Genomic DNA, 12,763 nt, shown 5'->3' on the forward strand with positions numbered 1-12,763 from the left:
CCGCTATCGCGAGCAGGCTCGCTCCCACAGGGGATCCAGGGTGTAGCTCGAATTTCATGATCACCCCGGAAAACTGTGGGAGCTGAGCTTGCTCGCGATGGCGGCGGCACATTCAACATCCTTGCCAGCTGACCCTCCGCTATCGCGAGCAGGCTCGCTCCCACAAAGGCCTGCGGACGGGGCTCGGTTTATTCGCTCAAGGCCTGGGTGAAGGATCTGTCGATAATCCCCGCAGTGGCCAGCGGTGCCGGCAGCGCCTTGACCTTGAACAGGAAGTCCGCCGTGCTTTGCAGATCGGCGGCAGCCTGTTGGTCCACCGGGCCGACGCTCATGTGTGCCTGGCGCAACCAATGACGCGAGACGTTCTGGTCGAGATTGGCCTTTTTCGCCCACAGGTCCGCGTATTGGTCGGTGTGGTTGTCGACCCAGGCGCGGGCTTGCTTCACACGCCCGAGAAAGTCGGCGATGGCTTCGCGCTTACCGTCGATGGCCGGCGTCGAAGCGGCAATGGCGCTGAGGCCGGGCATGAGGTTTTTCGCCGTCAGGATCGGCCGGGCGCCGGAAAACAGAATCTGTTGCGAGATGTAGGGTTCCCACACCGGAAACGCATCGATGCTGCCCTGGGGCAAGGCCGCCGCCGCGTCGATCGGCATCAGCTTGACGAATGCCACATGGTTCTCCGGCAAACCGGCCTGCTCCAGGGCGCGCAGGGTCAGTTGCTGGCTCCAGGCACCGGGCCAATAGGCTACCTTCTTGCCCTTGAGGTCGGCGATGGTCTTGACCGGTGAATCCTTGGGTACCAGCAACGCGATAGTGTCCGGGTTCTGCCGCGAAACACCGATCAACTTGACCGGCGCCTGTTTGGCAGCCAGGAACAGAAAACCCGAATCGCCGAGAAAACCCAGGTCCAGATCGCCGGTACTCAGCGCCTCGGCCAAGGGCGCGGCGGCCTGGAAGTGTTTCCAGTCGACTTGGTAAGGTGCGCCCTCAAGCACACCCGAGGCCTCCACCGACGCCCGTACGTTGTAATAGTTCTGGTCACCGACGTGCAATACCAACGGCTCGCTGGCCTGGACCAACGGTGCGGCGAACAATGTGCTGAGGAGCAGACGGCGCAGGGATTGGGAGACCTTCATGAAGACATTCCTGAATGAATTTAATAGAACATAACGCTCTCGTAATTCACATTTGAAATTCTTTTAACGCATAAGCTAAGAGTCACAAACAGCCAGTGTCCAGGGCGCAACAGTGCCGCAACAGACTGTTGGCTGGGCAACACCTCCCTAAAGCCTTCACCCCATGGCGACGCCCGCAAAACCGCCCTTTCCCGGGCTATGGCACAGAGCCTGCAATATTCCTTTCAAGCGCGATTTCCTCCCGCCGTCCGTTTTTTCGGAAATAAGAACATTGCCTTCCCGCCGCCTTGTCTGGAGCTGCTCCATGAAACCCGACGTCCGCTTCTCCCTGGCCCGCGCCAGATACCTGATCAGCGCCTGCGCCCTGGCGCTGGGCCTGCCGTCCCTGGCCCTGGCCGCAGAAAGCCCTCCGGCCGAAGTGCACCTGGACTACGCCTATTACTCACCGGTCAGCCTGGTGCTCAAGCACTTCGGTTATCTGGAAAAAGCCCTGCCCCAGACCAAGGTCAGCTGGGTCCTGAGCCAGGGCAGCAACCGTTCCCTGGAATACCTCAACAGTGGCGGCGTCGACTTCGCTTCGTCTGCCAGCCTCGCCGCGGTGCTGAGCCGGGCCAACGGCAGCCCGATCAAATCGGTGTATGTCTACAGCCGCGCCGAATGGACCGCCCTGGTGGTGCGCAAGGATTCGCCGTACCAGACGATCGCCGACCTCAAGGGCAAGAAAATCGCCGCCACCAAAGGCACCGATCCTTATCTGTTCACCCTGCGCAGCCTGCAACAGGCCGGGCTGAAAAAAGACGATGTGGAGCTGGTGCACCTGCAGCACCCGGACGGGCGCACCGCCCTGGAAAAAGGCGACGTCGACGCCTGGGCCGGTCTCGACCCGCACATGGCCGCCAGCGAAGTACAGGCTGGATCGCGCCTGCTGTATCGCAACCCGGCCTTCAACAGCTACGGCGTGGTCAGCGTCACGGAAAAATATGCCCAGGAGCATCCGCAGACCATCAACACCGTGCTCACGGCCTACGAACAGGCCCGGGCGTGGTCGGTGGAGCATCCGCAAGAACTGGCTAAATTATTGGCCGACGAATCCGGCCTGCCGCTGGAAGTGGCCAAGCTGCAACTGTCGCGCACCGATCTGGGCAGTCCGCAGTTGAGTGCCAAGGATGTGCTGGCCTCCAAGGCTGCCGCGCCGATCCTGGTCTCCGAAGAGTTGGTACGTCGCGGGGTGAATGTCGACCAGGTGATTGATCAATTGCTCGACACCGGCCGCCAGCAGGCCGTGGCCCGCCAATAACCCCTTGCCCAAGCGACAACCGATCCGCGCCTGTCGCGGATTCGGCGTTGCCGGAGAACCGCCATGAGCAGCAACAGCAAAGACCTCTCCAGCCCGCGCCTGGCCCTGTCCGCGCCGGACAAAGCGCCGCTGTTCAATCCCGACCATTGGCGGCTGCGCCTCAAGGGATTGGCCCTGCCGGTGCTGATCATCGTGTTCCTGGAAATCATCGTGCGCATCGGTTGGCTGCCCGCCTACCAGATGCCGGCCCCCAGCGAGATTGCCCTGACCCTCGGCGACCTGGCCGAAGGTGCGCTGTGGAAACACATCAGCGCCAGCCTCTTGCGAGTGTTGCTGGGCTTTGCCATCGGCGCTGGCCTGGCCTTGATCTTCGCCGCCTGGGTTGGCCTGAGCCGGGAAGCCGAGGCCTATCTGGAGCCGACCTTCGCCGGTCTGCGCTCGATCCCCAGCCTGGCCTGGGTGCCATTGCTCCTTCTGTGGCTGGGCATCGACGAAACCTCGAAAGTGGTACTGATCGCCATCGGCGCGTTCTTTCCCGTTTACCTCAATGGCGTGGCGGCGATTCGCAACATCGACCGCAAACTGGTGGAGGTCGGCCACATGTACGGCTTCAGCCGCCGCCGTCTGGTGCGCCGGATTCTCCTGCCGGCCGCCCTGCCCGGCCTGTTCACCGGCTTGCGCAGCGGCATGAGCCTGGCCTGGATGTTCCTGGTGGCCGCCGAACTGATCGCCGCAACCAAAGGCCTGGGCTACCTGCTCAGCGATGGCCGCGAAACCTCGCGCCCAGACATCGTGCTGGCGGCGATCATCGTGCTCGCCCTGCTGGGCAAGCTCAGCGACGGCATGCTTGCCGGCCTGGAAAAACGCTTCCTGGCCTGGCGCGACACCTTTAACGGCACCGAGGAATGAGCCATGACCCAAGCCCTGCTGGAGATCCACGTCGAGCGCAAGACCTTCGCCGCCACCACCGTGCTCAATCACATCCACCTGCAATTGCAGCCTCGGGAAACCGTGAGCCTGTTGGGTCCCAGCGGCTGCGGCAAAAGCACCTTGCTGCGCATAGTCGCCGGCCTGGAAAAGGACTTTGAAGGGCAACTGCTCAGCCACACCGAACAATTGGCCTTTGTGTTTCAGGAACCGCGGTTGATGCCCTGGCTGACGGTGCAGCAGAACATCGGCTTCAGCGATGACGACCATTACGACCAGGCCTGGGTCGCGCAGTTGATCGAGGAAGTCGGCCTCACGGGTTTTGCCGATGCCTTGCCCAAGGCGTTGTCCGGCGGTATGGCGCAACGGGTGGCGATTGCCCGCGGCCTGTACTCGCGACCACAGGTGCTGTTGCTGGACGAGCCCTTCAGCGCCGTGGATGCCTTCACCCGGATGAAACTGCAGGACCTGTTGCTGCAACTGGCCGAGCGGCACGCCATCGCCCTGTTGCTGGTGACACATGATGTCGACGAGGCGCTGTACCTGAGCGACCGGGTGTTGGTGATGGATAACCGCCCCAGCCGCATTCGCCAAGAATTGGCGGTGCAACTGGACCACCCGCGTGACCGGCGCGACCCGTTGCTGGCCCGACTCAAGGCGCTGGCCCTGACCGAATTGCACCGCGCCCACGTGATTTGATCAGGCGTCTCGCTAAGAACACAAAAGCATTAATAAATAAACAATCAGTATTTATGGTTATAAACATAACCACGTACTCTCAGCTCATCCCGTCCCATTGGTCACGACAGTGAAGTGCCTTATGAAACCGACTGACAACGTTATCGACTTCGTCCAATTCCGCAAACGCAAGCAGGCCCAGCAACTGGCCCGGGCTATGTGGGAAATGTACGCGCGTAATGCCGGTTACCAGGCGTTCCAGTGGATTCAGGCGTCCCAGCCGACCAGGACGTACCAGGCGTGAGCGCCCAGGAACCCTCGCGCTTTTTGGCGAGTACCGATGAACCCGAAGTGGACCTCAGTCACCTGGAAGCCTTGGATGAGGATCCGATCTGCGAACGGGTTGCGCAGAACCTGCAACGCCTGCGCGGCAAACGACACCTGTCCCTCGACGCCCTCGCCCGCCAGTGCGGGGTAAGCCGGGCCATGCTGGCGCAGATCGAATCCGGACGCAGTGTGCCGTCGATCAAGGTGCTGTGCAAAATCGCCAAGGGCTTGAAGGTGTCGGTGGCCGCGTTCCTGGAACACCGGGCTTTCGAAGGGGTGGAGGTGCTGTCGGCCAGCCAGAGCAAACGCCTGGTCAGCGCCAATGGCGCGTTCGTCAGCCGCGCCTTGTTTCCGTTCGATGTGGCACGCCAGTCGGAATTCTACGAGCTGCGCCTGAGCCCCTTGGGCGAAGACCAGTCCGAAGGGCACGGGCCTGGCGTCCAGGAAAACCTGGTGGTGTCCCAAGGTGTGCTGGAGATCAGCGTCAACGACGAGCGCTACCTGCTCTCCACGGGCGATTCGATTCTGTTCTATGCCGACCAGCCTCACCGCTATCGCAACCCGGCCGACAGTGAAGCGGTGGCGTATCTGGTGGTCACCTATCCGGAACGCCTGGACTGAAAGGCAGGGTGGTGTATAGCAGGGTGGTGTATATCCGTTTCTGCGGTAACGGCTACTTAGGGTTTCGCCCTGACGGCGACTCACTTTCGAAAAGCCCGGAAGCCGGCCCAGTCGAAAGTAACCAAAGCGCTCATGCCCCACCACTCGGTGCCTCGCCTTGGCTCGGCATGCCTGAACGAAGGTATTGCTCCGTGGGCCGCCGCGAAGGGCCATCCATGGCCCAGCGCGGCTAACCCGGCATCCATGCCGGGTTGCCCACTGCGCAATACCTTCGTTCAGCCATCGTGGTTAACGGGGCGCCCGAGATCAACATCCACCGCGAGGCGGCCTGATAGCCGACCTGGCTCTGGGTGACCGCGTTCCTCCTGTGGGAGCGGGCTTGCTCGCGAAGGCGGTGTCACAGTCGATGAAGATGTTGGATGGGCCGGCCTCTTCGCGAGCAAGCCCGCTCCCACAGGAGGTCTGTGTTGGATATAAATTTTGTGTCCACCGAGGGTTGAATGTGGGAGCGAGCCTGCTCGCGATGGCGGTGGTTCAGTCACATGGATGTTGGGCTTGCTGGCCTCTTCGCGAGCAGGCTCGCTCCCACAGGGATCCTGTGTTGGATATGAATTTTGTGTCCACCGAGGGTTGAATGTGGGAGCGAGCCTGCTCGCGATGGCGGGGGTTCAGTCAATGAAGATGTTGAATGGGCCGGCCTCTTCGCGAGCAAGCTTTGCTCCCACAGGAGGTCTGTGTTGGATATGAATTTTGTGTCCACCGAGGATTGAATGTGGGAGCGAGCCTGCTCGCGATAGCGGGGGTTCAGTCAATGAAGATGTTGAATGTGCCGGCCTCTTCGCGAGCAAGCTTTGCTCCCACAGAACTGACGGGTGTATGACCGGGAGGAGCCAGGTCGGCTACTAGGCCGCCTCGCGGTAGACGTTGATCTCGGCGCCCCGTTAACCACGATGGCCGAACGCAGGCATTGCGCAGTGGGCACCTCGGCATGGATGCCGAGGTAGCCGCGCTGGGCCATGGATGGCCCTTCGCGGCGGCCCACGGAGCAATGCCGGAGTGAGGGCACACCGAGCCTAGGCGAGGTGCCGAGTGGTGGGGCAGAAGCGTTTTGCTTACTTTTGCGCTTCTCAAAAGTGAGCCGCTGTAAGAGCGGAACCGTCAGTGGCCGTTACCGAAGAAACGGATATACACACCGCCTGAAAAAAACCTCAGAACGGAATACCAAAATCCCCACTAACGGCAAAGTAAACAACATCACCGCACTGCCAGGCCTCCCCACTGACCGTAGCAACGAATCAGCAGGTGCAGCACATCATCGGCATACCGTTGCAGCTCATCATCATCGGCATGCTGCAGTCGTTCATCATCTTCATCATCAAGGCGCAGCAGCTTTTCATCATGTCCATGTTCATGCCAGCCATCGGCATGACTTTGCACATCATGCAGTCAGCCATCACCGTGCATTCCATCACACACTTCATCGACGGCATCGGCATGCCCATCATCGGCATTGGCATCATCATGCTCGCCATCGGCATGGCCATGCTCGCCGGGGACATGCACATCATGCTCATGTTGCCGCAGTGCATCATCATTGGCATGCCGCAGTTCATCATCATCTGCATCATGTCGGCGCTGTTCTTGAACATGGCCATGTCCATGCCGGCAGCGGGCATCATTTTGCACAGCATGCCGTCATCCATCATTTCGCAGGTCATGGTCGCCATCATCATCGGCATGCCCATCATTGGCATCATCGGCATGTTGGCGTTCATCGGCATCTGCATGGCATTCATCATGGTGGTGTTCCCTGTAAGGTTCGAGAGTCGGATGAGGCTGATGGGGCGGATTCTAAGGATTGGCCCGGGCCCGACAAGATGACGGTCGAACAGCAGGAATGAACGTTCAAGCAGGCTTACCGGAGTGACGCGCGCAGAGTCGTCTGCTGCTGCATGCCCTGCGCTTCCATTGCAGACATTTACCCTACGACAGCTTCGATTATCCGGTCATGGATATGCCATCCAAACCTATATAAATAACCGTAAGAAATAATCGATCTAAACTTGTTGCGTGGAAACGCCTGCCACAGCGGCAAGCCTGGGTTCAGCCAATCAGATTCGCATACACCGGCCGGTCGATATTCCCACCGGACAGAATCACCGCCACCCTTTTCCCCCGCATCGTTTCACGCTCCTGCATCAGCGCTGCCAAGGCGGCAGCGCCGGCACCTTCGGCGAGGTTGTGGGTGTCGGTGTAATACGCCCGCATGGCCCCGGCAATTTCAGCGTCGCTGACCGCTACGATTCGCGCCGCCCCGGCCCCGTAGATGGCAAAGGCCTCGGGAACGGGTCTGCGCACGGCCAGGCCGTCGGCAAAGGTATTCGCCGAAGCGGTCTCGCATAGCCTGCCCGCTTCAAACGACAACTTCGCCGCGACGGCCTCGGTGGACACCACGCCCACCACGTGGGTCTTCAGGCCCAAGGCGTCGCGGGCGGCGATGACCGCGCAGATCCCCGAGCCACAGCCTATCGGCACATAGACGGTGTCCAGGTCCGGCACCGCGTTGAACAGCTCAAGGCCATAGGTCGCCACGCCCTTGACCAACTCGGGATGGAACGGCGGCACCAGATAGAGGCCATGCGCTTGGGCCAGGCGCGCGGCCTCTTCACGGGCCTCATCGAAATCGCGGCCATACTCGACCACCTCACCGCCAAAACCGCGCATGGCGTTGTTCTTCTCCACCGAGTTACCTTGCGGCACGACGATCAACGCTTTCAAACCCAATGCGCTGGCCGCCAGCGCCAGGCTCTGGCCGTGGTTGCCGCGAGTCGCCGTGACGATGCCTTTTGCCTCTGGGTGCTCGCGCTTGAGCCAGCGCACGAAGGTCAGGCCGCCGCGTACCTTGAAGGCCCCCGTCGGGGTGTGATTCTCGTGCTTGACCCACACCGTGCAACCCAGCCGTTCAGCCAACAAGGGCCAGGCGTACTGGGCGGTGGCGGGCATGACTTCGTATAAGTGGCGGGCAGCTTGTTCAATATCGTCGCGAGTCAGTGTGTGCATGATGGGCCTCCGGGTTTTGCCCAGTCTAATCAGGGCTCCACCGGCGGGCTTTCAGAAAACTGACCTGACTTTCTGACCCTCTCTTCACTACTATGCTGGTCATGAACCCTCGAAACCGCCAACAGCCGCCCCAGTCCGAACCGGTCCGTCGCATCGAGGCAGGGCCTTGGGCGATCGAATTGCTGCCCGGCTGCGCCTACGCCACCCGCTATGTCGCGACCCAGTCGGCGATCGGCTTCGCCTTCGACAACCAGCGCGGCCTGCACGCCATCGGCAGCGACCGCGTGCAACCCTTCGAAGCGATCCCCAACGGCCTGGCTTTCGTCCCCGCCGAATGCGACGTGTTCTCCGAATCCCCCAGGGGCGGTGAATACCTGCGGGTCGTGCGCACCGACGGTATGGCGTTGCCGGGGGAACAGGCGTTCAACAACCGGATGGATCCGCAGGCCACCCCCCTCGCCCTGAGAATGCGCAGCGCATTGCTGCGTGCCACCGCAGACGATGACTGGGAAGCCTGGACGCTCGGATTGGCTGAACGGGTGAAGGCGCACAAGACGTTTTCGGCCTCCGTACAAGGGTCCATCACCGGCGGACGAATGCGCCTGCTCGACGAGTTCATCGACGCCGGTCTCGACGGTCCGCTGGGGGTCAAGGAAATGGCCGGCCTGCTTGGCTTGTCCGAAGGGTATTTCATGCGGGCATTCAAACAGGCGACCGGCAAAAGCCCACACAGCTACCTGATCGATCGGCGCCTGGCCAAGGCACGGGCGCTGATGTGTGATTCAACCGCCCGCCTGACCGACATCGCGCACACCTGCGGCTTCAACTCCCAGGCGCACATGACCACGCTGTTCAAGCAACGCCTTGGCGTCAGCCCGGCGCAGTTGCGTGGGTATTCGAGGCCCTGAACGAACGGGACAAGCGGCAGATGCGAGTCATCTGAGGTCCGAAGTGGCGCCCCAAAATCAAATTGCCATCAGATCGCCTTGCAAAAACACACTGGCCGTCTAGATTCAAACCTGTCTCCGACCACATCACACACCACCCATAACAGCCCCTCGGGCGAGAGCGTCTATTGGCCTAAAACACACACTTGGCGTTGCTTTCAATTACTGACACGGAATCAGTCAATAACCACAAGAGGGATGCTTGATGAAGCATGGCCGTGGGTATCGTTTGCTCTCGCAAAAAGGAGCAGCCGGACATTTCTGGCTGTCATTGGTTTGCTTTTCAGCCCTGGTGATCGCCAGCTTCCTGTTGTTCGAACAACAGATCCAGGACTTCCTGACCCATCTCAACCTGTACCAGCCCTCGACGCCCGCGCAGAAACTCTACCTGGCGTTGTTGCTGATCGCCCTGCTGGCGCTGGACGTGGCGCTGCCGGTGCCATCGAGCATGGTCGCGCTGCTGGCCGTGGCCATGCTCGGCAGCGTGGGGGGTTACCTGGCGATTTTCGTGGGCCTGTGCCTGGGCGCCGGGCTGGGCTATGCCCTGGGAGCCGGCTATTTGCGCTTATTGTCCGGCCGCCTCGGCCTGCATCAGCGCCAGCCGGGGCAACTGGCGTACCGGTTGGGCACACTGTCGTTGATCTGCCTGCGCGGGGTCCCGGTATTGGCGGAAACCTCGGTCGTCGCCGCCGGGATGCAACGCTACCCACTGCGCGCCTTCATCCTGGTCACCACCCTGGCCAATGCTGGCCTGGCATTGGCCTACAGCGCCATCGGCACCTTTCTCGTCGAGCAGAACGCGCTGTTGGTGACCCTGCTCGCCAGCATGGTATTGCCCGGGCTGTTCATCGCCGGGTACAGCCTGTTCAAAAGCCTTCGCCGCAGCGACGCGGAGCAACTGTTGCACGGGCGCTTCAAGGTCAGCTACGACTACCCGGTGGTGTTCACCGATCATGTATTCGATCCGCTCAATCCCTGCCTGCACCGCCAGCTCATGGCCGGCCACAGAGGCCCGGTCACGGTGTTGATATTTGCCGATGAACAACTGCTGCACAGCGCACCGCACCTGCTGGAACAGATCAACGCCTACTTCGCCAGCCATTTTCCAGACCTGCACCTGCAGGCGCCGCCGATCGCGGTCCCGGCCGGCGAGTCGAGCAAGGATTCGCAGGTGTTGCAGCGGCTGTACACCGACATGCTGAAACATGGCTTGGACCGGCATTGCCATGTGCTGGCCCTCGGTGGCGGCGCGGTGCTGGATGCGGTGGGCTACGCCTGCGCCACCTTCCACCGCGGCATTCGCCTGATTCGCATCCCCAGCACCGTGCTCGCCCAGAACGACGCCGGCATCGGTGTGAAAAACGGCATCAACGCCTTCGGCCAGAAGAACCTGCTCGGCGCCTTCTATCCCGCCACCGCAGTCATCAATGACTTTCAATTGCTGACCAGCCTGACCCGGCGCGACCAGATCGCCGGGCTGGCCGAGGCGGTCAAGGTCGCGCTGATCAAGGACCAGGCGTTCTTCCAGTGGATGGAGCAACAGGCCGACGCCCTCGCCCATTTCGAACATGGGGCCAGCCGCTATGCGATCCGCCGCTGCGCCGAATTGCACCTGGCGCACATCACCGGTGCCGGCGACCCGTTCGAACGCGGTAACGGGCGGCCCTTGGACTACGGCCACTGGGCCGCTCACAAACTGGAAAATCTCAGTCAGCACCGACTGCGCCATGGTGAAGCCGTCGCGGTGGGCATGGCCCTGGATGGGCTTTATGCCAATGCCCTGGGGTTGTTGAGCGACAGTGACACCGAACGGGTGCTGAACCTGCTACTCAAGCTCGGCTTCTGCCTGAACCCGCCAGAACTGACCTTGAAAGATCCATTGGGGCGCTCGCAGGTTTTGCTGGGGCTGGAGGAGTTCCGCCAGCATCTGGGTGGGCAACTCTCCATCCCTATGCTCAGCCGGATCGGCGAGTCGGTGGACTTGCATGAAATCGATACCGCGCGAATGGAGCAGGCGTTGCAGCGGCTGTCCACCCAGGTCGAGCTTGCGCTGACCCTGAACGAGCGCTGTGCGCAATGAACCAGACGGCGCCGAACCTCAAGACCTGGCTGACCCTCGGCCGTGTCTCCAACCTGCCCACGGTGTGGACCAACACCTTGGCCGCCGCCCTGCTCGCCAGCAGCGCCGGGGCCCTGGCGCCGCCGTCTTCCCTGGTGTGGCTCCTGCTGCTGGCGGCACTGTCGCTGCTGTACCTGGCCGGCATGTTGTTGAACGACCTGTTGGACGCCGACTGGGACCAACAACACCACAACCCCCGCCCCATTACCCTGGGCCTGGTCAGCCGCCAGCACGTGCGGCTGGCCACTGCGTTGTTGCTGGTGCTGGCCGCGGCCTCGCTGCTGGGCCTGAGCCAGTTGATCGAGCAGCCGCACTGGCTGCTGGGCAGCGCCACCCTGTTGGTGGGCTGCATTCTCGGTTACAACCTGCTGCACAAGAAATACGCCCACAGCGTCTGGCTGATGGGGGCCTGCCGCTCGGCGCTCTACCTCACCGCAGCGGCCAGTCTGGCGCTGCCACCGGGACCGATCTGGCTCTGCGCCATTTTGCTCGGTGTCTACATCAGCGGCCTGACCTACCTGGCCCGCCAGGAACACCGCAACCAACTGATCAGCCGCCTCCCCCTGCTCCTGATGCTGAGCCCGCTGGCCTTGGCGATCTATGCAGGCAGCGCCTGGTTTTGGCCGGTGCTGCTGTTATGGCTTGGCTGGCTGGGCTGGCATTACTGGCACAACCTGGCCAACCCTCGGCAACGGCAGGTCCGCGCCTTTATCGGCGCTGGCCTGGCAGCCCTGCCGCTGTTCGATGCCCTGGTGCTGGCCGTGGCTAACCAGCCCTTGGGCAGCCTGTTATGTGTCCTGGTGTTTTTCCTGCTTCCTCATTTCCAGCGCTGGATCAAACCAACATGAACACGGACGTTACTGCAGCGGCATCGGCGGCCCTCGACATGCGCCACGACTGCCTGAACGAACAACGGCAAAATTTCATTCGTCAGCTCGAAGAAACCGAGCGGCAATGGTGGCGTCAGGCACAGGAGCACCTTGCCCAACACCCGGACGCCAATACCTCGGCGCTCTTGAGCAGCCAGTGCAAGCGCAACCTCAAGGAGCGAGCACTGCCCGATATCGCCGGCTGGAGTAACGTCCAAATGGCGCGAGCGTTGCTGCTGGCCCAGGTGCTGGAACAGCAGCCCGCCGTCGGGCAAGTCCCGCTGCTGCACCAGTTGTTCCTGTGGGGCGACGACCAGGAAAAGGTCGCCACCTTGAAGGCCCTTGATTGGCTCGATAGCCGCGGGGCCTGCGTGGAGCTTGCACGCCAGGCCGGGCGCACCAGCAACAGCCAGGTGTTCGCCGCCCTCGCCCTGGACACTGCCTACCCGTCGCATCACTACAACGAACAGGCCTTCAACCAACTGGTGTTGAAAGCGCTGGGCATGGGCCTCGATGTACGACGCCTGATCGGCCTGACGCAACGACACAGCGTCACCCTCAACCAGTTGGCCCTCGACCTGCTGGACGAACAACTCGCCGCCGAACGAACGGTGTCCGCCGGACTGCCCCACGTCATTGCCTTCGCCTTGCTGAGCCCGGCGCAACGTCAGCGCCTGGCCGGCCTGGGCCAGCAACGACGCTTGCCGGCGCAATGGCACGAGCACCTGGGCGGCGTTTCGCCGAACTGATGCGCCACCGTCCCCCGCTTTTTTTGACGAGGA

Annotated in this window: 12 protein-coding genes; 9 read left to right on the forward strand and 3 right to left on the reverse strand. The window is 61.9% G+C overall.

The features are described from left to right. Positions 1–188: 188 nt before the first annotated feature. Entirely contained in the window at positions 189–1,136 is a 948-nt protein-coding gene (locus B0E42_RS07220; RefSeq protein WP_053179235.1) for an ABC transporter substrate-binding protein, read from the reverse strand. A 304-nt stretch (positions 1,137–1,440) separates the two neighbouring features. Here B0E42_RS07220 and B0E42_RS07225 point away from each other — a divergent pair, with 304 nt between their 5' ends. The 5 genes from B0E42_RS07225 to B0E42_RS07240 all read left to right on the forward strand — a co-directional run bounded on the left by B0E42_RS07225 (position 1,441) and on the right by B0E42_RS07240 (position 4,986). After that, positions 1,441–2,433, forward strand: coding sequence for an aliphatic sulfonate ABC transporter substrate-binding protein (locus tag B0E42_RS07225; RefSeq protein ID WP_077506095.1), 993 nt, complete (start codon positions 1,441–1,443; stop codon positions 2,431–2,433). Between the two features lie 63 nt (positions 2,434–2,496). Next, positions 2,497–3,342 carry an ABC transporter permease gene (locus B0E42_RS07230; RefSeq protein WP_018605143.1) on the forward strand — a complete coding sequence of 282 codons (846 nt, stop codon included), beginning with the start codon at positions 2,497–2,499 and terminating at the stop codon, positions 3,340–3,342. Between the two features lie 3 nt (positions 3,343–3,345). Next, entirely contained in the window at positions 3,346–4,059 is a 714-nt protein-coding gene (locus tag B0E42_RS07235) for an ABC transporter ATP-binding protein (RefSeq protein ID WP_018605145.1), read from the forward strand. 121 nt (positions 4,060–4,180) lie between these two features. After that, positions 4,181–4,342 carry a hypothetical protein gene (locus tag B0E42_RS31045; protein ID WP_018605147.1) on the forward strand — a complete coding sequence of 54 codons (162 nt, stop codon included), beginning with the start codon at positions 4,181–4,183 and terminating at the stop codon, positions 4,340–4,342. Between the two features lie 47 nt (positions 4,343–4,389). After that, positions 4,390–4,986 carry a helix-turn-helix domain-containing protein gene (locus tag B0E42_RS07240; RefSeq protein ID WP_168188500.1) on the forward strand — a complete coding sequence of 199 codons (597 nt, stop codon included), beginning with the start codon at positions 4,390–4,392 and terminating at the stop codon, positions 4,984–4,986. 1,295 nt (positions 4,987–6,281) lie between these two features. On the opposite strand, the gene B0E42_RS07245 is transcribed toward B0E42_RS07240, so the two are convergent. Both B0E42_RS07245 and B0E42_RS07250 read right to left on the reverse strand, forming a co-directional pair. Next, positions 6,282–6,785, reverse strand: coding sequence for a hypothetical protein (locus B0E42_RS07245; protein WP_077506097.1), 504 nt, complete (start codon positions 6,783–6,785; stop codon positions 6,282–6,284). 304 nt (positions 6,786–7,089) lie between these two features. After that, the gene (locus B0E42_RS07250) at positions 7,090–8,046 is read right to left on the reverse strand and encodes a threonine dehydratase (RefSeq protein ID WP_077506098.1); all 957 of its coding nucleotides are present in this window, start codon (positions 8,044–8,046) and stop codon (positions 7,090–7,092) included. Positions 8,047–8,138: 92 nt separating this feature from the next. Between B0E42_RS07250 and B0E42_RS07255 the strand changes: the two genes are divergently transcribed. From B0E42_RS07255 to B0E42_RS07270, 4 genes are all read left to right on the forward strand, one after another. After that, positions 8,139–8,954, forward strand: coding sequence for a helix-turn-helix transcriptional regulator (locus B0E42_RS07255; RefSeq protein WP_077506099.1), 816 nt, complete (start codon positions 8,139–8,141; stop codon positions 8,952–8,954). Positions 8,955–9,198: 244 nt separating this feature from the next. Then, a complete protein-coding gene (locus B0E42_RS07260; RefSeq protein ID WP_077506100.1) occupies positions 9,199–11,073 on the forward strand; it encodes a 3-dehydroquinate synthase in 1,875 nt (624 codons plus the stop codon). Continuing rightward, a complete protein-coding gene (locus B0E42_RS07265; RefSeq protein ID WP_018603870.1) occupies positions 11,070–11,960 on the forward strand; it encodes a UbiA family prenyltransferase in 891 nt (296 codons plus the stop codon). Before B0E42_RS07260 ends, B0E42_RS07265 begins: the two co-directional genes overlap by 4 nt. Next, a complete protein-coding gene (locus tag B0E42_RS07270; RefSeq protein WP_077506101.1) occupies positions 11,957–12,730 on the forward strand; it encodes an EboA domain-containing protein in 774 nt (257 codons plus the stop codon). Before B0E42_RS07265 ends, B0E42_RS07270 begins: the two co-directional genes overlap by 4 nt. The last annotated feature ends 33 nt before the right edge of the window (positions 12,731–12,763 follow it).

This window comes from Pseudomonas sp. A25(2017), assembly GCF_002001065.1.
Lineage (GTDB): Bacteria > Pseudomonadota > Gammaproteobacteria > Pseudomonadales > Pseudomonadaceae > Aquipseudomonas > Aquipseudomonas kilonensis.